24 protein-coding genes are annotated in these 22,755 nt (G+C 36.3%); all 24 read right to left on the reverse strand.

The annotated features are described in order from the left end of the window. From EHR01_RS05700 to EHR01_RS05815, 24 genes are read right to left on the reverse strand one after another with little or no spacing between them, the layout of a single operon-like run. Positions 1-675, reverse strand: a complete 675-nt coding sequence (locus tag EHR01_RS05700; protein ID WP_135693699.1) for a class I SAM-dependent methyltransferase — start codon at positions 673-675, stop codon at positions 1-3. Next, positions 672-1,106, reverse strand: coding sequence for a VOC family protein (locus tag EHR01_RS05705; protein ID WP_135693700.1), 435 nt, complete (start codon positions 1,104-1,106; stop codon positions 672-674). The genes EHR01_RS05700 and EHR01_RS05705 overlap by 4 nt, the downstream gene beginning before the upstream one ends. Then, positions 1,103-2,488, reverse strand: coding sequence for an aspartate aminotransferase family protein (locus tag EHR01_RS05710; RefSeq protein WP_135693701.1), 1,386 nt, complete (start codon positions 2,486-2,488; stop codon positions 1,103-1,105). Before EHR01_RS05710 ends, EHR01_RS05705 begins: the two co-directional genes overlap by 4 nt. Continuing rightward, the gene (locus EHR01_RS05715) at positions 2,488-3,231 is read right to left on the reverse strand and encodes an acylneuraminate cytidylyltransferase family protein (RefSeq protein WP_135693702.1); all 744 of its coding nucleotides are present in this window, start codon (positions 3,229-3,231) and stop codon (positions 2,488-2,490) included. The genes EHR01_RS05710 and EHR01_RS05715 overlap by 1 nt, the downstream gene beginning before the upstream one ends. 4 nt (positions 3,232-3,235) lie before the next feature. Further along, positions 3,236-4,063 carry a sugar phosphate isomerase/epimerase family protein gene (locus EHR01_RS05720; RefSeq protein WP_135693703.1) on the reverse strand — a complete coding sequence of 276 codons (828 nt, stop codon included), beginning with the start codon at positions 4,061-4,063 and terminating at the stop codon, positions 3,236-3,238. A 2-nt stretch (positions 4,064-4,065) separates the two neighbouring features. Then, on the reverse strand, positions 4,066-4,932 hold the full coding sequence (locus EHR01_RS05725; protein ID WP_135693704.1) for a class I SAM-dependent methyltransferase: 867 nt from the start codon (positions 4,930-4,932) through the stop codon (positions 4,066-4,068). Between the two features lie 5 nt (positions 4,933-4,937). Continuing rightward, positions 4,938-5,516, reverse strand: a complete 579-nt coding sequence (locus tag EHR01_RS05730) for a D-sedoheptulose-7-phosphate isomerase (RefSeq protein WP_135693705.1) — start codon at positions 5,514-5,516, stop codon at positions 4,938-4,940. After that, the gene (locus EHR01_RS05735) at positions 5,516-7,408 is read right to left on the reverse strand and encodes an N-acetylneuraminate synthase family protein (protein WP_167482925.1); all 1,893 of its coding nucleotides are present in this window, start codon (positions 7,406-7,408) and stop codon (positions 5,516-5,518) included. Before EHR01_RS05735 ends, EHR01_RS05730 begins: the two co-directional genes overlap by 1 nt. Continuing rightward, positions 7,405-8,793, reverse strand: a complete 1,389-nt coding sequence (locus EHR01_RS05740) for a GHMP family kinase ATP-binding protein (protein ID WP_135693706.1) — start codon at positions 8,791-8,793, stop codon at positions 7,405-7,407. The genes EHR01_RS05735 and EHR01_RS05740 overlap by 4 nt, the downstream gene beginning before the upstream one ends. Further along, a complete protein-coding gene (locus EHR01_RS05745) occupies positions 8,790-9,500 on the reverse strand; it encodes a sugar phosphate nucleotidyltransferase (protein WP_135693707.1) in 711 nt (236 codons plus the stop codon). The genes EHR01_RS05740 and EHR01_RS05745 overlap by 4 nt, the downstream gene beginning before the upstream one ends. A gap of 27 nt (positions 9,501-9,527) precedes the next feature. After that, entirely contained in the window at positions 9,528-10,079 is a 552-nt protein-coding gene (locus EHR01_RS05750) for a D-glycero-alpha-D-manno-heptose-1,7-bisphosphate 7-phosphatase (protein ID WP_135693708.1), read from the reverse strand. A 40-nt stretch (positions 10,080-10,119) separates the two neighbouring features. Next, positions 10,120-11,328, reverse strand: a complete 1,209-nt coding sequence (locus EHR01_RS05755) for a hypothetical protein (RefSeq protein WP_135693709.1) — start codon at positions 11,326-11,328, stop codon at positions 10,120-10,122. Positions 11,329-11,330: 2 nt separating this feature from the next. After that, a complete protein-coding gene (locus EHR01_RS05760; RefSeq protein WP_135693710.1) occupies positions 11,331-12,023 on the reverse strand; it encodes an acylneuraminate cytidylyltransferase family protein in 693 nt (230 codons plus the stop codon). Next, on the reverse strand, positions 12,020-12,667 hold the full coding sequence (hisH, locus tag EHR01_RS05765) for an imidazole glycerol phosphate synthase subunit HisH (protein WP_135693711.1): 648 nt from the start codon (positions 12,665-12,667) through the stop codon (positions 12,020-12,022). The genes EHR01_RS05760 and hisH overlap by 4 nt, the downstream gene beginning before the upstream one ends. Next, positions 12,654-13,424 carry an imidazole glycerol phosphate synthase subunit HisF gene (gene hisF, locus EHR01_RS05770; protein ID WP_135693712.1) on the reverse strand — a complete coding sequence of 257 codons (771 nt, stop codon included), beginning with the start codon at positions 13,422-13,424 and terminating at the stop codon, positions 12,654-12,656. The genes hisH and hisF overlap by 14 nt, the downstream gene beginning before the upstream one ends. 12 nt (positions 13,425-13,436) lie before the next feature. Beyond that, positions 13,437-14,594, reverse strand: coding sequence for an N-acetyl sugar amidotransferase (locus EHR01_RS05775; protein WP_135693713.1), 1,158 nt, complete (start codon positions 14,592-14,594; stop codon positions 13,437-13,439). Between the two features lie 7 nt (positions 14,595-14,601). After that, positions 14,602-15,648 (reverse strand): nucleotidyltransferase family protein, encoded by a 1,047-nt coding sequence (locus EHR01_RS05780; RefSeq protein WP_135693714.1) that lies wholly within the window; start codon positions 15,646-15,648, stop codon positions 14,602-14,604. Beyond that, positions 15,645-16,817 carry a UDP-N-acetylglucosamine 2-epimerase gene (gene neuC, locus EHR01_RS05785; protein WP_135693715.1) on the reverse strand — a complete coding sequence of 391 codons (1,173 nt, stop codon included), beginning with the start codon at positions 16,815-16,817 and terminating at the stop codon, positions 15,645-15,647. Before neuC ends, EHR01_RS05780 begins: the two co-directional genes overlap by 4 nt. Further along, entirely contained in the window at positions 16,814-17,833 is a 1,020-nt protein-coding gene (gene neuB, locus EHR01_RS05790; RefSeq protein ID WP_135693716.1) for an N-acetylneuraminate synthase, read from the reverse strand. The genes neuC and neuB overlap by 4 nt, the downstream gene beginning before the upstream one ends. After that, on the reverse strand, positions 17,830-18,444 hold the full coding sequence (locus EHR01_RS05795) for an acetyltransferase (RefSeq protein ID WP_135693717.1): 615 nt from the start codon (positions 18,442-18,444) through the stop codon (positions 17,830-17,832). Before EHR01_RS05795 ends, neuB begins: the two co-directional genes overlap by 4 nt. Next, entirely contained in the window at positions 18,441-19,619 is a 1,179-nt protein-coding gene (locus tag EHR01_RS05800; RefSeq protein WP_135693718.1) for a LegC family aminotransferase, read from the reverse strand. Before EHR01_RS05800 ends, EHR01_RS05795 begins: the two co-directional genes overlap by 4 nt. 3 nt (positions 19,620-19,622) lie before the next feature. After that, entirely contained in the window at positions 19,623-20,621 is a 999-nt protein-coding gene (locus EHR01_RS05805) for an NAD-dependent 4,6-dehydratase LegB (protein ID WP_135693719.1), read from the reverse strand. Continuing rightward, on the reverse strand, positions 20,618-21,916 hold the full coding sequence (locus EHR01_RS05810) for an ABC transporter ATP-binding protein (protein WP_135693720.1): 1,299 nt from the start codon (positions 21,914-21,916) through the stop codon (positions 20,618-20,620). Before EHR01_RS05810 ends, EHR01_RS05805 begins: the two co-directional genes overlap by 4 nt. Next, a complete protein-coding gene (locus tag EHR01_RS05815; RefSeq protein WP_135693721.1) occupies positions 21,913-22,752 on the reverse strand; it encodes an ABC transporter permease in 840 nt (279 codons plus the stop codon). The genes EHR01_RS05810 and EHR01_RS05815 overlap by 4 nt, the downstream gene beginning before the upstream one ends. Positions 22,753-22,755 lie beyond the last annotated feature (3 nt).

Consider the following 22,755-nt stretch of genomic DNA (forward strand, 5'->3'; position numbering starts at 1 on the left):
CTATTTCGATTCTTTATAAGCAGACCCAACTAACATTAACTCTCTAGACCAGCGGAGAAATTTATTTTGAGTTCTAACCGGAATAAAAGGACTAATCAAAGCACAAAAATAATTTAAAATTGGATACTTCCAAACAATAGGAAGTTGTCGAAAAATATAGACATTGATTTTTGAAAAATCACAAATTTTAAATATATCTAATAAAGAAATTTTTGTGAATGGTGTTCGATGTGTAAAATCGTCAAAATATATTTTATAGTTTGATTCCCAATCAGGGACTAGACAGATAATGATTCCGCCAGGTTTTAATACCCTTCTTGCTTCCTTCAGAAAGAAGTCAGGATTACGAAGGTGTTCCAAAAAACTCTTGTTATAAATTACATCAAAAGTATTGTCTTTGAATGGCAATTTATCTTGATCGGCATTACATATGTGAACAGGAATCTGCTGTGTTGCCAAATAATTTTTTGCTTCTTTGGAAAGATCAACTCCAGTACAATCTAAACCCAATTTTTTGAAGTTCAACAAAAACTCACCGCGTCCACATCCTGGTTCAAGAATCTTCATTCCAGGTTTTAGAGCAAACAACTGGTAAAGGTAAGATACTAATTTGCTCGGATAGTCTGTATATGGATGAGAACCCTCATCGTAAACAACCTTTAAATAATCTGTCATACAATCTCCTCAACCAATTCAAGCAATATCCCGTCAACATCGTGACAATAGGCAACTTTTACTTTTCCGGACGGAGCTATTGCAGGTTGATTTACAACATTACCTCCTAATTGTAATATCAATTTACAAGTTTCTTCTATATCACCAACAGTAAAAGCAATGTGGGAACACCCGAGTGTATTGGACGGAGAGTTTACCTTATCCTTTTTGAATGGATGAGAATGATATTCAAGAAGTTCAATCATTGCACCGTCCGTTGCATGCATCTTTGCAGTCTCCAATTTAACCGATTCAATACCCACCACTGTATCGATAAAATTGCCCTCTTCCATTTCTCGTTTCCATAGCACAAAACCCAAAGCCTCGTAAAAGGCCAATGCTTTAGACAAATTACGTACGACTAATCCAGTATGCCTTATTTTTTTAATCATACTAATTTCTTAATTGCGTCTTCAATTGCCCCAGAAAACACATTTAATCCTTCCAACATTGCCTCTTCGTTGATACAAAGAGGTGGAGCGAGTTTAATTGACTCACGCCCTGTATGGACGACAATAAGTCCTCGTTGCAAACAATATTCCGAAATCAAATCGCAGAGTGATGCTAAAGGTTTACCATCCTTATCATTAAATATCACTGCAGCCAGTAAGCCAACACCTTGGATGGAACTTATGTGGTCTGCGTATTTTGATTTGATTTTCTGCAATTCAGTATGAAACTTTTTACCAAGCTCCTCGGAGTTCTTAATAAACCCATCTTCTATGAGTGATTCCAAGTTTGCTTTACCTGCTGCACAAATCATCGGACTTGCAGAGTGTGTTGAACTCATTGATCCGATATCTGGAAGGTCCATTACTTCAGCAGAACCAAGAACTAATGACAAGGGTAAACTAGAAGCAGCCCCCTTTCCACAACATAATATATCCGGCTCTACACCATAGTGCATATAACCAAATAACTTTCCTGTTCTTCCAAATCCCGCCTGCATTTCATCAAAAGAAACAAGAATGTCATTTTTATGAGCAAATTCAACCAAAGCCTGTACAAATTCTTTGGGGTAAAAAACAGCACCCCAACCTTGAAAGGTTTCCAACATAAAACCAGAGATATCAGTCTTCGGATCTATGTTTTTTTCTTTACAAAGTGTTTCTAGTGTTTTTGTAAAAAACAATGCGGGATCTTTTACGGCTTCTTCTCTCCAAGGATAAGGAAAAGGTAGATGAAAAATATTTGGATCTAAATATCCAATCCATTCCTTTTGGGCAGGGTTCCAACCCATCATTTGGGCACCCAGTGTTCTCCCATGCCAATTTCCTTCAAAACAAATGATCCCACCTTTTCTTTTTCCCTTCTTTTGACCATGAAGCCTCATGAGTTTTAATGCACACTCAGTTGCTTCAGTACCAGCTGATAATAAAAATGCTTTTTCAAATTGTTTTGGAGTATTTGCAATTAGATATTCTAAATATTCAATTCTCTCCAAATTTCCGTAGGTATAAGTGTGTAACAACGGTTTATTGAGAACTTTTTTTAATGCCTCAACAATACGTTTATTTCCATGCCCTGCATTTGTAACAAAAATTGTGCTACTAAAATCAATCCAAGTATTTCCCCATTTATCTGAAACTTGAAATCCCTCTGCCCTATCCCAAATAATAGGCATTTGGCCATGCATGGAACGTGATTCAGCTTCATACATTCGCTCCAAAAGAGAAACACTGTCCGGGACAGGAATCTGTGTTTGAATGACTCTATATTTTGAATTTATCTTTTCAACGTTTTGTGGGACATGACTAAATCCGTGACCTGCCATTATTTTTTCTCCATTTGATTCAAATATTCTAATAAAGGGGAACCATACTTTCTTATTTGGAACTCAAGTATATCCAATTCTTCGGGAGAGTCTACCTCTGTACATACCGGGGAGACGTAACCAATAACTTTATTCCCGTGAAACAACTCAGTATTTAATATAAAAGAACTTTTTACGACATCGACATAACCATCAGGAATATAAACATCGGGATAAGATTGTCTAGGTAAATTAAAACGATCCAAAGACGTTTCCTCAGAGGTTAATGCAGCCAAATAACCTTGGCTGTTTTTTCGAAACCATTTGAATGGAGACTCAGAACAAAGATGGGCGGATCGTAAAGCTGTTGCATCTTTATCCAATTCTAATATGTTAACCGCTTCATCAATATGTTTAGGATCTCTTAATGGAGTCGTTGGCCGCAAGTGAACCCAAAATTCAGGAACACTCTGTTCATGATCTTTCACCCATTGCATTGCATGTAACATAAAATCCCTATCAGTGGATGTATCTGTAGAAAATTCAGAAGGCCTAAGAAAGGGAACTTCGGCACCGTATTTTCGAGCTATTGATGCATACTCTTCAGAGTCGGTTGATACGATCGTACGAGTAACAGTTTTTGACATTACACCAGCAGCAATGCTATAAGCAATTAATGGGTGCCCACTCAACATCGCGAGATTTTTATCTTTTATACTTTTTGACCCGCTTCGAGCAGGGATAATTGCAATTGTTTTATTCATATTTTTATTCTATTAAAAAATTCCTACGAACCCAATCTAATTGGCGTTTAAATATTTCAAGACCTTCATCATCACGATAAGCTTGCATAATCAATGGCCCGGAGTAATTCAATGTTTTTATCTTTTTTAGAACTTTTTCAAATTGAGCATCGCCAGTACCTAACTCAACTGAACCTGAATTCAATTTTCTATCTTTAATATGAATATCTGTTATGTGAACACCATAATCATCAAATTCAGTATCGGGATCAAAACCAAGAGAGGCACTATTACCAATATCATAATTTACAGTTACAGCATCCGAATCAAACATCTTAATTACCTGTAAAAAACCTTTCGGATCTAAATCAGTTTCTAAAGATAGATTGATTCCCAATTCCTCTGCTTCCTTTACGAGCGGAGATAAATTTTCGCGGAAGACCTCTTTATCAGCCTCGGATCTTAAGGAAGACTGATCAACACAAGGTATTACAATATCTTTTACTCCGAGTTTCTTCCCATTCTTCAAAAGTAATGAAAGAACATTTTGACTTGTTTCAACAATCTTGCGATCTTCAGAATGGAACGGAGCCTCCATAAAGTAATCAGCACAAACTGAAACTACCTTCACCCCAGTTTCACGAATGATATTAAGAATTTCACTTACCCCAGAATCAGTTAACAAAGGATTTATTTCATAATCATTATAATCAAGTATGAACTCTATACAATCCAATCCAAAAGATTTTGCTATTGGAAATTCGTCTTGCCAATAACCAACAGGATGAGCTTGGTATCGTCCCTTAAATTTAGGAAGTAACCTACCCTGCATTACACCTAATAAATTTTTCATAATTATATATCCTTCTTTAGCGAGACAGAAGCAATGATTGTATCCGTCAGTCCACTTGCCGCTAAAACTGATTCGTAAGTTTGATCTAAAATATCAGAATTTAGATGGTTCCAAAATTTATGACCACCAGGTTTCCCCTTAGCCAACCAATAAAGATGATTAGACAGCGGATACCGCTGAATATGTTTGATCCAATTCAGCTGTAAGTTAGTTTTTTTAATGAGAGAACCAAAGGTCTCAGCATTAAACAAAAACAAATGTTGGCTCCAATAAGTGAATTCAGAGAAAGCCTTATTCTCATAGAGAGTCAATAGTGCATCATTAGCACTTGGAACCTCAATGATTAACTCACCCGTTTTAGATAAAAACTTCGAAAGTTCATTGATAATAGAAATTGGATCAGAGAGATGTTCTACCACATGAAAAGCAGTAATTAAATCGTACTTTTTTCCACTCTTAGCAATTTCATCTAAACTGCTAAAAACAGTGATCCCATTTTGGTTAAAATGACCTTGCAATCGAGTTTCTAATTCAATTCCTTCTGCAACTTTCGCAACTTGCTTTGCTTTAATTAAAAAACCACCAACACCACATCCAAAATCCAAAACGCTGCGATTTGACATTTTTTCTTTCAAAAACTGAAATCGCCTATCATCATCTTTTTCAGTTTCATTTAGCCATTCTGATATTTCAGGTAACGATCCACCATGCATTCCTGATTCTTGATAATGTTCTTCATGAATGTGATCAAAGGAAGATAAAAAAACCAAACCACAAGATTGACATTCCTTGATTTGAAGACTTAAATTATCTCTTACTTTACCTGGACGATCAAGTAAGGTATTTGCATTGCATAGGTAACAGTTCATAATTTTCATTTTAAGAAATAATTATCCTCAACGAGGCCACAAATAATGTGTCCAATCATTATATGAGATTCCTGAATTCGCTCTGTCCGACTAGAAGGGACACAAATACATTCAACTAAATCTTTTAACTTGCCACCGGATTCACCGGTTAAACCAACAACATGAAGTTTTAATGACTTTGCAGTTTCAATGGTTGCTATGATATTTCGGCTATTTCCACTTGTTGTAATTGGAATAAAAACATCTCCCGAACGAGCAATGGCCTTTAATTCTCTAACAAAGATTTGGTCATAACCATAGTCGTTCCCAATTGCCGTAGTTGAAGAACTATTAGTAGCAAGAGCAATGGAGGCAAGAGGAGCCCGATCAAACTGCAATCTTGAGATAAACTCTGCAGCCAAATGTTGGGAGTCAGCAAAACTTCCCCCATTCCCTGCAAAAATGACTTTCCCATCCGATTTCAATGATTGTAAACACAAGGTCGCTAAAGAATCGATTTGTTTTAAGATAGATTCCGATTGATAGATTTGTTTTTTAACATCAATCGAGGATTGAATCACAGCTTGAATTTTTTCAAGTGACATTAAAGAATTCCTTCCAATTTTTCAAGGGCGATCCAAAAACCCTCACCGCCATTTTTATGGCCTTGCCAAATTTCAGGAATAAACCAAGCATTCGGTGCTAAATCGGAGAAAATTTTTCCCAATCTTTTAAAATCAATATCTCCCTCACCAACTTGCAAACCTTCCCCATTGAGACCTTTCGCATCGCCCATATGGATATGAGCAGTAAACGGAGCAATTCTTGCAGAAAAATCATAAAAATCGTAACCGAAATGATTACAGGTGAGCATTGTATGAGAAACATCGTAACACATACGCAAATTTAACTTTTTACACCATTCTTCAATTTCAGAGATATTTACAAAAATGTTTTGGTATCTTTGACCGCCAAAATGCCAAGGGAAAGGTGCCATTGTTTGTGGTATCAATTCAACCCCTTCCATATTTAACAATTGAAGACTCTCGCCAAAACGTTTGTAATACGAGGGCAATACTTCTTTTGGAAGATTTCCATCCATGGAAATTCCACCAATGTTCGCAACAATGAATGGTCGTTTTGTTTTTGGGAAAAACTTCTTTAATGAGCGAGTGATATCTATGACCCTTTGAGTTTCCTTTAAGGAGATTTTGCGATACTCATCATCTGGAGTGGCTAAGTCCATCAAATGACTTCCTTCAAACAATTCTGGCGCATGAACAACAAAATCACAATCATAAGTACCAGTAAGAAATTTACTAGGATCCAATTCCATATCGGAATAAGATAAGTGAAATTCGAATAGATCAGGTTTTACACGATGATAATATTCCTGAAAATCATGGTAACGAACCGGAACACCCCAAGGATGAGTAAATTTATAGCTTTTAGGCTCAACTCTCTTTTCAGTTAAATCTGAAGGAAAAAAATAGTCTTCTTGTTGTAGATCTCGCTGAATTTTTTTGCCTATTAAGTCATTCATTTTTTGAGGAGAAAGACCTTGTCCCGGACTTAGAATCTTTATCATTTCTCGTGTGATGACAGTTCCTTTAGAAATTGGTTGTGCAGCTACACAGCTCTTAGAAAGATTTTCCCGATTGATCATCTCACCTTGGCTTAGTTTGCGTTCATATTGACTTGAGCCAATTGCTTGCTCAATTTCTCGAATTCCCAGGACTAATTTACTGAATTCGTTAGCTTCCAAACTTGCTGCGTGGTCAGGTCCTTCCATATTTCTATCAAGTGTTAAATGGCGCTCAACGACCATTGCCCCAAGTGCCACAGAAGCTAAGGTTACATTAATTCCCCTTTCGTGTCCTGAATAACCAGTGTAAGTATGGAATTCTTTTAATTGAGTCATCCACTTTAGATTGATATCATGAAGAGGAGCGGGATATGTGCTATTACAATGTAAAAATACAAAATCAACCTTTGCTTTATTCAAATAATCCCGTGTAAAAAGAATTTCTTCAGTTTTACTCATTCCCGTTGAAAGAATTAAGGGCTTTTTTGTTTCTATCAATCTATCTAAAAGTGTAAGATTTGTTAAATCGGCGGAAGCAACTTTATAAGCCGGTACGGGGAAAGACTCAAGGATATCAACACTCTTGTTATCCCAAGGAGTGCATAAGTATAAAATCCCTTTCTCTTTGCAATATTCATTGAGTTTGCGATGAAACTCTTTGCCTAATTCAAATCTTTCAAGAAGATCTAAGATATACTCCGTTCCCAGATCCTCTCCAGATTTATTCAAACTTTTACTTCGGTAAACTTCTTCCAAATGGCGCATTTGGAATTTCGCACAGTCAGCACCAACCGAAACAGCCAGATCCACTAGTTCAAATGCTTTATTTAAATCGCCGTTGTGATTATTGCCTATTTCAGCGATAATGAAAGTTCGGCCTGTTCCAATTTCAAAATTCCCAATCTTTATCATAATACAGTAATATCCTCTTTATGTAGTTCTTCTCGAACAGTCCAGGCTTGTAACCCCTCTGAATCGAAACGAAATGGTCGATAGTTTAAACCGACTGATTCCATCCAATTTAATAGTTCATGTTTAACAAACGGTGGCACATAAAACAAAAAGAACCCACCACCGCCTGCTCCCAGCAATTTTCCTCCAATCGCACCATGTGCCATTGCACCTTCATAAATTGTATCAAGAAATTGATTTGAAATTTTAGAACTTAAACCACGTTTGATTTCCCAAGCTTTATGCAAACACAATCCAAACTGAGTTAACCTACCTCTAAGCAAATGGTTTCTCATTTCATACGTTAGTTCCACGTTTGATTGAACTTTTTGATTCACATCAGATTGTTTCATAGACTCACGCTGATCATCATGAATATTACCAGAATCATGAGTGGTCGCAGTATCACAAAGAACCAAACTTTGTTCTAACTCGATTAAGGTATCTTTCGAAAGACGTAATGGATGTACAATATTTTGATCCATCGCGAATTCCATAAAATTAAAACCACCGAATACAGTGGCATACTGGTCTTGCCATCCACCGGCAATTCCTAGGTCAAGACGTTCCGCTTGAAAGGCTAACTCTGCGATTTCATGATTATCCCATTTGTCTTTTCTGAATTGATTAAAACAGCCAAGAATTGCAGAAGCTACCACTGCTGATCCACCAAGGCCTGAGTTCATCGGATAATCTGAATGGACAAATAAATCGAATCCAAAATTGGGTCTTGCTACCTTGATAATTGATTGGAATAATTTGAAACTGGTTTCCTTTTTTGTTAATTCATCATAATCTGAAAATTCTATCGAAGTTTTCAAATCTCTAGAATGGAGTGAAATTCGATAATCCTCTCTGATTCTTAAGGTTGCATGAGTGTATAAGGAAACTGTTGAATTAATTACGGCGCCTTTCTCATTCGTAAAAAAATGTGTAAGGTCTGAACCACCGCCTCCAAAGCTGATACGAACGGGCGATCTAGCCCTTGCGTAAATTTTTCGTTCTTCCAAATGTGGTAATTCATCTTTGGTAACAATCCCCACCAAACTCTTATTATCGTCTAAAATTGGAATGAAACGAATTCGTGAATCCAACATCTTCAAAAGTTGCTCACGAGGAGACTGACTCGAAGCCCAGGTAAATTCTAGATTCATACTTTCCGAGATAGGTGAATTTAGATTTTTCCCATCTAACAAATTTCTTCGAATATCACCATCAGTAACAAGACCGACTACTTGGTTCCTTTCATTTTTTACTAACGCAAAACCAAGGTGATTCGTCTCAATCTTTGCTAATGTTTGTTCAATCGAACTATTGATTGTGACTAAAAAGACATCAAAATTCAAAGTTTATGCTCCCTGCCAGATACAATCCAATTTTGGAATCGTTCATAATCATCTGGTATCCCTATGTCTATAAATTCAGTTTTCAATGATACTGCTCGTAATTTCTTTTGCAGAACTAAATCAGGGAATACATCTTTTTCCATAGAAAATTCGCCTTCTCTTCCTTTAAAATGATCCGAATGCAATTTGTAAAGACCAGCATTAATCCAACCTTCACCAGCATTTTCCATTTTCTCCTCAAATTTCTGAATGATTTCACCTTCGATAGAAACTTTGCCATATCGAGAAACATCAGAAATTCGGATAACTCCAATAGCCGGAGAAACCGATCCTGCAAGCAAATTCATTGACTCTGCATCAACCCAGGTATCTGCATTAACAATCAAAAACTCTCCATGAAAGTTAAGAGATTGTATGGTATACGCTACAGAACCACCCGTGCCTAACAAGGAAGGCTCCACTGAATAATAAATTTCGCAATCGCTCAAAGCTGTTTTCCGTAACGTTTCTATACAATCAATGATTTGCGAAGCTTTATGGTGTAACAAAAAGTAAAATTTTTTAAATCCTTGGTTTAGATAATTTTCCAATAGATACAGAAGAAAAGGTTTTCCATTGACTGGTGCCAACGGCTTCGGCACATCATTTACAACAGAGGCTAACCTAGTTCCACGTCCACCCGCTAAAATAAAAATTGGTATCTCCATCAAACCCTACTCTTTATTAAAATTGAATCATACTAAAAAGGGAATTAACTCTTTCAGATTTTTGATAACTGTCGTTTGCGGATGAGGAGTTTGCTTTTTTTTATTAGGATTTAATAATAGGAAATTTTTTTGAATACCTGCCTTAAAACCTGCTTCTACATCAGTAATCTGATCGCCCACCAAAATTGAATTTTCTAAATCGATCGGAAACCGTTTTGCAGCCTTTAAGATCATCCCTGGATTCGGCTTCCTAAAGTCTGAAACGCGTTTATATCTCTCGTTTCCAAATTCAGGGTGATAAGGACAATAATAAACTCTCGAAATACTACAATTTTGATTTTTGAATTCGTTTAACATCCATTTCGTTAATTTCAAAAAATCTCTTTCTGAATAATAATTCCGAGCAATGCCAGCCTGATTGGTAATAATAAAAACTAAATAGTGATTTGCATTTGCAAGCCGACAAAGTTCAAAAATTTCAGGTTTGAATTGAAAATCCTGAGTTCGATAAACATAATCAAAATCTTCGTTAATTACACCGTCTCGATCCAAAAATAATGCTTTTTTTTTTGCTAACATTTATGTATGAATTTTTTTATGTTAACGAACCAAGATAATTTTACTGTATAGTCTCAATTTCTTTTTTGATTAATGATTTCATAAAATTGTGAGGGGAACCAGCCTGATCTCCAGAAATGAAGTTTCTCGTAAACAAATGGTAACTTTTCTGATCAACCTGAACTCGGTCAAAATCAATAGAATCAAACTCATTTTCATCAAAATTGATAAGGGGTGTATTCAGTAATTGACTTAAACCCTTTATCGAATTAATCATAAGTTCATCTTCAAGATGTCGGTACATTAAATTGACAATGGGTTTACCCGCTAAAATTCCAAAATAAGAAGCGGTGCTATCGTGAGTCAAAATCAAATCTACATTGATAGAAGCTACTTCAGAAGGAAGATCCAAAATTTTAGCAGTGTTCTTCAAATATCGATCCTTTAAAATTGTCTTATCTTTTTCTTTCGTATCAGGATGCAAAGTTAGATAAACATCATAACCTTTATCATTCAAATATTTAAAAAATCTACTTAGACCCGTGTAATACTTTTCTGAATCAACTTCAATTTTATACCCAAATTGGAGTATATTGGGCAAATTTTGATCCAACCACAAAGCCGATTTTCTATTTTTCGGAAGCAGGTCTTTATCTTTATATTCTTTTGCCTGAAGATACCTTTCTTGAAAATGATTTCCTGTAATGACAAACTTAGTTCGATATCCAAGCGGTCCAAAATAAGGATACTGTGCTTTAATGCGCATTCGAGTAGAATCAAGCCAATACTTTGGACCTTTAAATCTCCGCATCATCCCAATAGTAAATCTAATCTTTTTATAAAAATTACGAAGGGTTTCCCAAATACTTAAATTTAAGGGTGAGTCGCAAGAATTATCCCCTAACCCGTGCATTAAATAATAATAATTTTTGAATATCATATCCACAATGGATATGATATTCATATATGCATTGGGAGAGACCCAAGTGTAAAAAAATACTAACGATCGTTTATCCGCATCATTTTCAAGAAAAGTCAACAAGGAACCTTCGTTTAAAAATTTTGTTACTTGGATACGAGTATCAATAGAAGATAAATCCTCTGCATTTTCTTTTAAAAAATCATGAACATAAGTTAACTGCAATACCTCAAACTTTACCTGAATTTCGTTTAAAAGATCGAAAATCCAATAGGTCCAAAACCTATTATCAAGAGGTCTATCTACAATTAAATAAATGGTAACGGGTTGGTTCTGAATCGAAACTTTCATATTTAGTGAATCATATTTTTTGAAAGTAAAAACTCTGCAAATTGAAAATCCAACAACGTGTCTATATCAACAGATTCAAACTCGTTATCGATAACTAGCGGAGTAACTTTAGGTTCAAAGAATGATAATGAAGAAATTAAATTTGAAGGTGATGTTAAATAAAAGGATCCATTAACATTATAAGCATCTTCCAAATCTTGAGATCTTTTTCTGGTTCCACTCCCATCTAAAAAAGGAACTAAAATATCATTTTCAATTTTAAAAGACCAACTTGGATGAGTATGCGTTTTGGACACACCTACAACGGCATTTTTTGTTTTTTTGAATAAATCAATGCCAAACTGAATCGTATTTATTTTGCGGAAAGGAGAGGTAGGTTGCAACAATAACAGCCCATCTACTTTTCCATGGGTATCTTCATACCATTGCAATGCATGAATTGCCATATCTGCAGAGGAAGAAGTATCAGTTGATAAATTCTCTGGTCGCAACCAAGGAACATATCCTCCGTAATTCTTTGCAGATTCTGCTATTTCCTGAGAGTCAGTGGAAACGAGTATATCACAAATCTCAGGAATTTCTTTTGCAACATCAATACTCCAGGCGATCAAAGGTTTCCCACCAAGAAGTTTTATATTTTTCCCTGGTAATCTTTTGGAACCTCCTCTCGCAGGAATAAGACTTAGAATTCTCATAACTTTATAAACTGGCTGAGTATACTTAGTCCAACGGAACCACTTTTTTCTGGATGAAATTGGCATCCAAAAACATTTCCTCTACCTATAACAGCTGATATCCGATTCCCACCATAAAAAGTATCTGCAAGTCGATCCTCATCGTTGTCCGGTAAAGCCATAAACGAATGAACAAAATATACAGAATCTCCATCGTTTAGTTTATCTAAAATGGGTACTTTCCATTCATTAGTCGCATTAGATGGATGTAATTCACTCCAACCAATATGTGGAATTTTTTGTGCCTGACCTTGAATCGTAGATGAAGGGATAGGAACCACTCGGCCAGGGATTAATCCCAACCCCTTAGTAATTCCAAACTCTTCACTTTCATCTAATAACATCTGCATTCCCAAACAGATTGCTAATAAAGGATTTCCTTTTTTAACTACTTCATGAATCACTTCCACCAAATTTCTTTGGTTGAGGGCATCCATTGCATTGGCAAAAGCACCAACACCTGGTAAAATAACGTGTGAAGCTTTTAAAATTTGATTTGGATCTGCTGATATTTCTACTTTTGCTCCACAATATTCAAAACCTCTTTGAACACTGAGTAAATTTCCTACACCGTAATCAATAATCAAAACATCAGACTGCGACAAATTTTCTTACCTCAATTCCAGCTTTAACTGCAGTCTCTCTCAACTCGCCGATTGATGAGCGGCCATAATGTAAAATATCAGCCATTGCCACGGCATCTGCTTCTCCATCTCGAATCACATCAACAAGATGCTCTGGGACTCCCATTCCACCACTCGCAATCACGGGAACGGATACTTGTTTTGTAACTGCCTTAACCAAAGCAATGTCATATCCCTTTCTTGTTCCTTCCCTATCAATCGAAGTTAAAAGAATTTCTCCAGCACCAAGATCGACTGCCTTTTTTACCCAGTCGACAACATCCAATCCTGTTTTCTCTCTTCCGTTATCAGTAAAAACTTCCCATTTATTAACATCGATTTGTTTTGCTTGGACAGATAGAACCATACATTGACTTCCAAATTTTCTAGAAATATCAGAGATCAAGTTAGGATTCGCTACAGCTGCAGTATTAATTGCCACCTTATCCGCACCACTTCGAAGTAAACGCGTCGCATCTTCAACTGATCGAATTCCACCTCCAACAGTTAGAGGTACAAAAATATCTTTGGCCGAGTCTTCGACAATTTCGCTCAAATTATTGCGCCCATATAAACTTGCGACGCAATCAATATAAATTAATTCATCGGCCCCTTGATGATAGTATTTATGTGCATACTCCGCAGGTGACCCGATGACTCTTAACCCTTCCAAATGCACACCTTTAATCAAGTTTGTGCCTTTGATATCTAACCTTGCAATAAGGCGAATTTTTCTCATAAAACTTAAATTTTAAGATTCCCAGACCTTATATTTCAATTCCCACTCATCACCTTTTTTTTGCCACAAATGGTCAGAACGCCAGCTATCAATAACAGCCGTAAATTCTTCATCAGTAATAGAACAATATTCTAAAAATTCTTGGTAATGTTTTCTTGGGAATTCACCATCATAACGTTTAACTAAAGCAGCACCTTCTTCTCTAGTTATTTTATGGTCTCGAATTTCATGTGCTGAATCAGATGTTGTTCGCCCTATTCCAAATTTAATATAGGCTAAATAATAATGATACCCATCGATTCGATCGTCTAAACTCGCATATTTAGAATAAGTTCCTTCCGAACGTTCCGAGTTAGGTGTAAAACCAGTGTTTTCCTGACAGTAGTAAAAATTTTCCTGTGGATCCCAAAATTTATAATAACCTAGGAAATGAATTTCTGTTTTATTTTTTAGAATATCCTCATACTTAGGAGCCATAAACGGTTTCAAATCATTTGCACTGACTCCGTGCTCTGTCCAAAATTCAGGTGGTAATCCAGAGAAATAATGTTTATCGTGATCTTGAATGTCTCGATTGGGTCGAAAAGCATTCTTCATATCGCCGCCATATTCAACTTCACCATTTTCTCCATACATAATTAACGAAACATTGTATTTAATCGCCATATGCATCGGAAAATTAGTTTGTCCGTAAATAAAAGGTTGGAATGGATCACCCAAAAATTTAAAGGAAAGGTGTGTTAGTTGTCGCGTAACTTTACCGTTTGGTGTGCCTAAAATATTATCAAATCCTGATGCAATGAATGCATCTAAATTTTTCCTTCCAATTTCCGTAGCTTTCAAAGGTGCCCAAGTGACAGTGAGAGGATTCATCCCATATTTGTATTTTAACTGATGAGCAACGAAACCACCGTCCTTCCCACCACTACATGGAACGATCACATCATATTCACCATTGTTTTTTCGAAACCGATTGCAAAGTTCAACCAACTCTTGTTCTCTTTGTTTCCAATCGATTTGTGTTCTTTTATATTCTGCAAAGTTACATGCAGAACAAACACCATGTTCATCAAAAGTGATTCGTGGTCTTTGATTCGATACAGTACATTTCTTACAAAACTTAACCTCTGCAGGAAGATTGTATAATTTAATTAAATCTCTTTTTTCCATATTGATTCTAAATATTCCCCTCTTGTAAATTCACTCTTTGTAAGTCATCCGGCCGACCAACATCAATCCATGGCTCATGCATTGGATAAACAATTGTTTTTAAATCATCTTCAGATACTCTTGAAAATAAAGTCGGCATATCGCACTGAGTCTTCGGTTTTAAATAACTTAAAACTTCTGGATTCAATGTGTATATGCCTGCATTAACATGACTTCTATAAATTGGTTTTTCTTCAAAACCTATAATTTCGACTCCCTTGGTTCTAACGACTCCAAAGGGATGTTGCCACTCATGCAAACGAACTGCCATCGTTGCAGTGGCACCATGTCTTACATGAAAATCTAAAAATTCCCCATAGCGAATATCAGTCAAAACATCACCATTCGTTACGATAAAAGGACTGGTTGGAACCTCTTGAATTAGACTCAGAGCCCCAGCAGTGCCAAGTGCTTCTTCCTCACGAATGTATTCAATTTTAACACCCAACTTAGTCCCATCGCCAAAATAATCTTCAATCATATAACCAAGATAATGAACGGCGATTAAAAATCGATGGAAACCTTCTGCTTTTGCTCGCTCGATGATATGCTCTAACATTGGTTTGCCCGCTACATTCAAAAGCGGTTTCGGGCAATTTTCTGTATGAGGCATGAGTCGTTTTCCCCTACCACCAGCCATAATGAGGAAAATATTATCTCTTAATGAAGGGGCTAAAATTTCATCTAATAAGTAAAGACCGACAACTTCTCTTTTCTCATCCACTATTGGTAATTGATGGATACGATTGGTTTGCATAAGTTGTAAAACCATATCTCTGCTCATTTGCGGAGTAACAACAAGCGAATTGCGAAAAATAATGGAATCAACAGAACTAGTTAAATTCAAACCACGCAAAAGACCTCTTCGAATATCTCCATCAGTTATGGTTCCCAAAAACGTTCCATCAGAAGAAACAATGAGTGCTATTTGCAACCCACTATCATCCAAGTTTTTAATCACATCTTGAACTGTAGAATTTAAAGATAGAATCGTAGTTTGCCAGTGATTTGTCATATGGTTTCTATTAAAGGAAGGTCAAAGAATTTTTTTTCTAACAATGAATCGAATTTTATTTCTTCAAGTATCTTGATCATTTTTTCTGTAGATTGGCCATCTCCGTAAGGACTTACAACGGATTGTAACCTATTTTGAAAATCATTCGAATATAACTCCCGAATTCCATCTAATATCGAATTTCTGGAAGTTGAAACATCTATGATACTTTCCGCCTTTAGTCGCCCACTTTGTCTATTACCAATATTGATAGTTCCTTTTTTAAAAGTAGGAACTTCAAGTAATCCACTGGAAGAATTTCCGATCACACCATCAACATACCTTATACACGAAAAGTATCGCACCTGCCCCAAAGAAGAGTAGGATTTTGCGTTTTTGTGATTTTTAACAAATGATTCAATCAACAAAATAATTTCTCTTCCGCCATTATCAGAATTTGGATGTGTAAAAATCAAACTAGTATCCTCTAGCTGATCCAATGCAGCAAGCAATTCGTTAAATTGATTGGCTGGTGTTTCTGCTGAAAGAGTTTCTGGATGAAAAGTCACTAGTAGATTTTTTTTACCAAACGAAAACTTTAACTCTTCCTCTAGTTTTTCTTTAGGAATCACAGGTAATCTTAAAATTGAATCTACACCCAGTCCTCCTACGTTAAAAACAAAATTAGGATCCTCACCCATCTGAATCACTCGATTCCGATATTCTTTGGCTGCAGTAAAATGAATTTTAGCCATTTTAGTTATGGAGTGTCGTATAGCATCATCGTAGGCACCATAAGTAAGTTCACCACCATGAATATGGCATATAGGAATATTAAAAATTAGCGCACTAGAGGCAGCGGCAAGAATTTCATAGCGATCACCAAGCACAATTAAAAGATCAGGCTTTAGTTTTTCGAAAGCATCTGCAAATCCAAGAAATCCAAGTCCAATAGATTTAGTAACTGAGGAGGCAGTATCGGCACTTATTAAAATTTCCAGTTTTTGATCTATTTCAAATCCATCTTTTAAAATTTCTTTAAAGGTTAATCCAAACTCTGGGGATAAGTGCATCCCAGTTACAACAACTTGTAAAAGAAACTCTGGTCTCGCTTTTATCTCCTTCATTAAGTGAGATAAAAGTCCGTATTCAGCACGGGTTCCAGTGACAACACAGATTTTCTTTTTCATAACTCAATTAAATCGTCTTTTTGAAAGTCACGCTTTGCTTTTCTGCCAATCACCTCTTCCAAACGCATAGGAGAAATTCCATTTCCTGGTCTTTTGGTTGTTAGATTGAGCTCGGAAAAAACTTCCCCACGTTTGATAGAAGACTTAGCTACGATTGATTTCCTAGCGATAGGAATATTTTTTACTTCACTTTTAGTAGGTCGTTTAATTCCATCTCCTAACGCCTGCTCAACATTCCGAATTCCCTTCACCATAGCTTTCAACTCTATTGGATCAAGGCTTGCCTTATGGTCTGGTCCTGGAAGATTTTTATCGATTGTAAAATGTTTTTCAATCACAACTGCACCCAATGCAACAGCTGCCAAGGAGATATCGATACTGGATGTATGATCGGAATAACCAACAGAAACTCCGAAAGCAGTTTTTAATGAAAGCATTGCCAATAAATTCACATCTGAAACAGGAGTTGGGTATTCAGTGTTACAATGTAGGACAGTCAAAAAATCTCTATCTAAACCGCTTCGCTCCAGAGTTTGAATGGCTTCCTCAATTTCACCTAACGTTGCCATTCCAGTCGAAAGAATGACTGGTTTTCCTAACCTTCCAATCGCCTCTAAATAAGGTAAATTTGTAATTTCCCCTGAAGGAATTTTATAACGATTAAAATTCAACTTAGTTAAAAAATCTAAACTTTCCAAATCAAAGGCAGTTGATAAAAATTCAATGCCCTTTAGACGGCAATGATCCATTAATTCCCAATGTGCCGAAGAAGGAATTTCAAGTTTTTTTAGCATCGAATATTGCGATTCGTTTGGATCGGTGGAAGCAGACTGATATTCAGCTTTTTGGGCAGATTCAGTAACAAGAGACTCTGCTGTAAATGTTTGAAATTTAACTACATCTACTCCAGAATCAGAGGCGATATCAATCAGTTCGTGCGCAAGTTTTAAATCACCGTTATGGTTTACACCTGCCTCAGCAATAATTAAAGTTTTATTTCTGGATTTTTCATTCATACAAATACAACTGCATCAGAAATGTTTTTTAAAACTTTTGAGGACATCCCCACAATCACCTGAGATCCAATAGTAAGATTCTCTTTAACAACTGTTCCGCTACCAATAAAACTGCAATCGCCAACACTCACTCCGCCGTTTAAAAGGCAACCAGTTGAGACATGTGAATGGTTCCCTATTGTAACATCATGTTCCAAAATTGCACCGGTATTGATAATACAATTCTCTCCAATTTTAACATCGCTATTCAATACAACATTATGAAAAACAACAGTTCCCGCTCCGATCTCTACAGTTCTTGCCACCCGGGCAAATGGGGAAACAACAGAAACCAAATGAAACCCAAGTTCCTTCATTGAAAGGAATATACGTTTCCTAGGTTCGAAAGTTTTAATCTGTCCAATTGTAATTAATATATTTTTTGTGATTGTTCTGAGTTCATTCAGATCATTATCAGAACCAATGACTTTATATCCGAGGATGTCTTTACCCTTTTCGGAATCGGAACCGATCAATCCTACAATTTTATAACGATTTTCAGCCTCAATGACTTCGATACAAGACTTTGTATGACCGCCTGCACCAATTAACAATAATGGCTCTTGACTCAAACTGAATTACCGATTAGAGAAGGACTGCTAGGTATATTAATCAATCTTTGTTCTAACGACGTAGCAACTGGCATTTCCATCTTTGGTGAATCTGCAAAAGGAGCCAATGTATGTAACAAACGCCAACAAGGCCTGGTCATAATGCCGTTATCATTTGTAACTTGTAAGATAGAATCTCTAGCAAATTTATATTCATCTAACAAACACAATGTTTGTAGCCAATAATTACTTTTACAATGTTCTGGCTCTTCAATAAGCGAAACCTGAGGCACTAATTTCAGTGAATCTTTATAACTCAAAAACAAAGTTCTTTTTGAATCCAAAAATTTGGGTAATTGTTCCAACTGTGCACAACCTAAAGCTGCATTGACATTTGGCATCCTATAATTAAAACCAATCTCATTATGAATGTATTCCCATCGGTGCGGTAATTTTGCAGTAGTAGTAATATGTTTAGCGTGTTTTGCTAGTGTTTCATCCTGAGTTAAAATTGCCCCGCCACCACCAGTGGTAATGGTTTTATTACCGTTAAAACTAAGAACACCAAACTGTCCGAAAGTTCCGGTGTGTTTTCCGAAATAATAACTACCCAAAGATTCTGCAGCATCTTCCACTAACGCCAACCGGTAATCTTTGGCTAATTTTAAAAGTTCATCAAGTAAAACAGGATGACCAAATGTATGCATTGGGACAATGGCTCGAATCACCCTTCCCGTAGAACGATTAACCAATTGACCATTTCGCTTTTCTGAAATTATTTTTAAATATTCACGAATCGCTAGCGGATCAATACCCAGATGGCTTGGCTCACTTTCTACAAAATGTGGTATAGCCCCGCAATAAGTTACTGCATTTGCCGTGGCAACAAATGACAAGGTTGGGATTAAAACTTCATCCCCAGGTTGTACGCCAGAAAGTTTTAAGGCAATGTGAAGTGCAGCTGTTCCGTTAACTACAGCAACTGCATATTTTGAATCTGTATAAGCTGCCAATTCAGACTCAAAACGATCAACAAACTTTCCTACAGAAGACACAAAACCTGTGTCCAAACATTCCTTCAGGTAATTCCACTCATTTCCCGAAAACTTCGGTTCATGCAAAATTACAGGAGAATCTCCGGTAACAGTTTTGATTGCATCTGAAACAGAATTAGCTATTTCAACATCACTTAACATAAGCTATATGTTATATATTCCAGCTTTGTAGGAGTTTAAATTTTTCTCTTCCAAAAACCAATGAATTGTTTCTAACAAACCTTTTTTCAAACCATCAATTCCCGCATATTCCGGTTTCCAATTAAGTAGTTCTTTTGCTTTTTCGTTCGATGCCCACAACCTTTCCACTTCACTTTTCTCTGGTCTAAGGCGTTGGTCCTCTGATTCAATTTCAACTTCTGCCTTCATTAATTCAGCAATTGATTTTACTGTATCACCAACGGAGATTTCGTAATTACTACCCAAATTAATCACCTGCCCAATACCTTTATCAGATTTCAGTGCAGCTAAAAATCCAGCGACAGTATCCTTTACAAAATTAAAATCACGAGTAGGATGAACTGCTCCTAATTTGATTTTACGATTTCCTTTTGCGATTTGTGTTATAATTGTAGGAATCACTGCACGTGCCGATTGCCTAGGTCCATAAGTATTAAATGGACGAATGATGGAAACAGGTGTATCAAATGAATTATAAAATGACATGGCAATTTGATCTGCTCCAATTTTACTTGCTGAGTAAGGAGACTGACCTTGTAATGGATGGTCTTCCGTAATGGGAACAAAACGTGCAGTTCCGTAAACTTCCGAAGTGGAAGTATGGATTACTTTCTTAATTCCTAAATCTTTCGCTCCCTGTACAATATTCAAAGTACCCTTGATATTTGTGTCTACATAAGTATCTGGGGAATGATATGAGTATGGAATTGCAATGAGGGCTGCCAAATGCAAAACAGCATCGCAGTCTTTCATGGCGGTTCTCACTCCATTTGGATCACGAACGTCTCCAGAAAAAACTTCAAATTTTCCTTTTACATCGCTGGCACATGAATCCAACCAACCCCATGAATTAAAAGAATTGTACAATACAAAAGCTTTTGTTTCATAACCGGCACGTACAAGCGCTTCGGTCAAATGTGAACCAATGAAACCATCAGCTCCAGTGATAAGAATTTTTTTCATGAATTGATCCTATTTACTTTCCAAGGTTCTGATAATAATATTCTTCCTGACCATCCGGGAATATAGGAAGAACTCACAAGAGTCATTCCTTCTTGGTGAATTTGAAAATGAATTCCTTTTCCTGGATTATAAATACCATGTGGATGCATCTGAGGAACATGCATTGTAACCTGGGCAACATAATTTCCTACAGGCAAAAAGATTCCAGGAATTGTTATACTTGCGGAATACACACCTGGCTCATGTTGGTCTCGAACCTCTTCATTTCGATCGCCAATACAGCTAAACAAAACGGTCTCCCCGTCCTTTAAAATCCTTAAATCTACAACTAAATTGGAAATCCTTCCAGTTACCTTGTAGGTTAAATTAAACTGAAAAGGTTTATCAAAAGGTTGGAGATTCTCTTTATCTAAGGTAACAATTCCAAAAGATAAAATCTGATGGTTGATATCTTTTTCAATTGGGAAAGTGATGTTTGGCTCTCTAGTAGCATTTTGCATCATTTCTGATTTTAAATCCTCTAGATACAAGGAAATGGCCGATGAAGTATCACCATCAAATTTCACCCTACCACCATCTAAGAGAATAGAACGATTACAAAGTGTACTAATTGCATCCATACTATGACTTACAAATATAACAAGCCGACCTTGGTCTTTACTGACACTATCCATCTTACCCAAACATTTTTTTTGGAAGACAGCATCTCCTACAGCGAGAACTTCATCAACGACCATGATATCCGGTTCTAAATGTGCTGCGACAGCAAAAGCTAAACGAACATACATTCCACTAGAATACCGTTTCACTGGTGTATCAATGAAATCTTCAACGCCGGCGAAATCGACAATTTCATCAAATTTTCGTAAAATTTCGTCCTTTCGCATTCCAAGTATAGCGCCGTTTAGAAATACATTCTCTCTACCTGTCAATTCAGGATGGAAACCCGTACCAACTTCAAGCAAACTAGCCATTCGACCATTGATCCGGATTCGTCCTTCACTTGGAGTTGTAATCCTAGATAATATTTTTAATAATGTTGATTTACCAGCACCATTACGCCCAATGATTCCGACCCGTTCTCCCTTTTGAAATTCAAGATTGATATCTGAAAGAGCTTGAAAGTTATTTCCAACCAAACGATCGTTTTTTTGGCCAATCTTTGCATTGGGATCATCTAACCCTCTCCATCTTGCCCAAGCTGATTGTAAATCTTGAAAAAGAGTACCGTGATTTATGGAACCTAGTTGATACGTTTTGCTTAGTCCCTCTACAGAAATAGCATACTGGTTCATATAGTATCCATAAAATTCTTTTCAACTTTATTAAAAGTGATCATCCCTAAGAGTAAAAACAGGAATGTTACCAACCAACCTGCCCCCCAGTGATACCACTGGATGGATAAAACACCGAATAAAGAATATCGAAACACTTCAATATTAGAGCTAATTGGATTCAACATATATAAATCCAGATATTTTACAGGAACCATAGACACAGGATAGATTACTGGAGACGCATACATCATAAGCGAAATTCCAAAACTCAATGCAAAAACTAAATCTCGATACTTAGTTGTATAGGAGGACAAAAAAATTCCAAACCCAAGTGCAAACAAACCAACTTGTAAAAAAACAAGAGGAATCAGAACAAAAAAATTAAAAAAAGAATTCCAGTTCAGATAAGAAGACCCACCCAATGCGAAATAAAAAACACCGAGCAGAGCCACCTGTAAGAAAAGTTTTAAGTATGTAATCAATACCGTTGATATTGGAACAATCATTCTTGGGAAAAAAACCTTCCCAAATAATCCAGAATTATTTAAAAAAGTATTCGATGTTTTAGTCAACGCTTCTGAAAAAAAACTCCATAAAGTAGAAGCAGATAAATAAAATAAAAATGGATGAATCCCATCTGTAGAAATATTGGCAATATTACTAAAAATAATCGTCATTGTTAATGAAGTAAAAATAGGTTGGATAATATACCAGAGTGGACCAAGAACTGTCTGCTTATAGAAAGCAACGAAATCTCTTTTCACTAAGAGCCATAAAAGATCTCGGTATTCATATATACCTACTATATCGATTTTGTACCACTTTGATTCGTTTGTTATTTCTATTTCTTTCATCAA

Origin of the sequence: Leptospira mtsangambouensis (assembly GCF_004770475.1) — a bacterium.
GTDB classification, from domain to species: Bacteria; Spirochaetota; Leptospiria; order Leptospirales; family Leptospiraceae; genus Leptospira_A; species Leptospira_A mtsangambouensis.

Excerpts from the sequence above, each read along its gene's own strand:
- EHR01_RS05715 (WP_135693702.1), bottom strand. The coding sequence starts at position 3,231 with ATGAATAAAACAATTGCAATTATCCCTGCTCGAAGCGGGTCAAAAAGT.
- EHR01_RS05720 (WP_135693703.1), bottom strand. The coding sequence starts at position 4,063 with ATGAAAAATTTATTAGGTGTAATGCAGGGTAGGTTACTTCCTAAATTT.
- EHR01_RS05810 (WP_135693720.1), bottom strand. The coding sequence starts at position 21,916 with ATGAACCAGTATGCTATTTCTGTAGAGGGACTAAGCAAAACGTATCAA.
- EHR01_RS05700 (WP_135693699.1), bottom strand. The coding sequence starts at position 675 with ATGACAGATTATTTAAAGGTTGTTTACGATGAGGGTTCTCATCCATAT.
- EHR01_RS05775 (WP_135693713.1), bottom strand. The coding sequence starts at position 14,594 with ATGGAAAAAAGAGATTTAATTAAATTATACAATCTTCCTGCAGAGGTT.
- hisF (WP_135693712.1), bottom strand. The coding sequence starts at position 13,424 with ATGAGAAAAATTCGCCTTATTGCAAGGTTAGATATCAAAGGCACAAAC.
- EHR01_RS05745 (WP_135693707.1), bottom strand. The coding sequence starts at position 9,500 with ATGGAGATACCAATTTTTATTTTAGCGGGTGGACGTGGAACTAGGTTA.
- EHR01_RS05800 (WP_135693718.1), bottom strand. The coding sequence starts at position 19,619 with ATGTTAAGTGATGTTGAAATAGCTAATTCTGTTTCAGATGCAATCAAA.
- EHR01_RS05705 (WP_135693700.1), bottom strand. The coding sequence starts at position 1,106 with ATGATTAAAAAAATAAGGCATACTGGATTAGTCGTACGTAATTTGTCT.
- neuB (WP_135693716.1), bottom strand. The coding sequence starts at position 17,833 with ATGAATGAAAAATCCAGAAATAAAACTTTAATTATTGCTGAGGCAGGT.
- EHR01_RS05780 (WP_135693714.1), bottom strand. The coding sequence starts at position 15,648 with ATGACAAATCACTGGCAAACTACGATTCTATCTTTAAATTCTACAGTT.
- neuC (WP_135693715.1), bottom strand. The coding sequence starts at position 16,817 with ATGAAAAAGAAAATCTGTGTTGTCACTGGAACCCGTGCTGAATACGGA.
- EHR01_RS05755 (WP_135693709.1), bottom strand. The coding sequence starts at position 11,328 with ATGAAAGTTTCGATTCAGAACCAACCCGTTACCATTTATTTAATTGTA.
- EHR01_RS05730 (WP_135693705.1), bottom strand. The coding sequence starts at position 5,516 with ATGTCACTTGAAAAAATTCAAGCTGTGATTCAATCCTCGATTGATGTT.
- EHR01_RS05710 (WP_135693701.1), bottom strand. The coding sequence starts at position 2,488 with ATGGCAGGTCACGGATTTAGTCATGTCCCACAAAACGTTGAAAAGATA.
- EHR01_RS05805 (WP_135693719.1), bottom strand. The coding sequence starts at position 20,621 with ATGAAAAAAATTCTTATCACTGGAGCTGATGGTTTCATTGGTTCACAT.
- EHR01_RS05725 (WP_135693704.1), bottom strand. The coding sequence starts at position 4,932 with ATGAACTGTTACCTATGCAATGCAAATACCTTACTTGATCGTCCAGGT.
- EHR01_RS05735 (WP_167482925.1), bottom strand. The coding sequence starts at position 7,408 with ATGATAAAGATTGGGAATTTTGAAATTGGAACAGGCCGAACTTTCATT.
- EHR01_RS05815 (WP_135693721.1), bottom strand. The coding sequence starts at position 22,752 with ATGAAAGAAATAGAAATAACAAACGAATCAAAGTGGTACAAAATCGAT.
- EHR01_RS05750 (WP_135693708.1), bottom strand. The coding sequence starts at position 10,079 with ATGTTAGCAAAAAAAAAAGCATTATTTTTGGATCGAGACGGTGTAATT.
- EHR01_RS05760 (WP_135693710.1), bottom strand. The coding sequence starts at position 12,023 with ATGAGAATTCTAAGTCTTATTCCTGCGAGAGGAGGTTCCAAAAGATTA.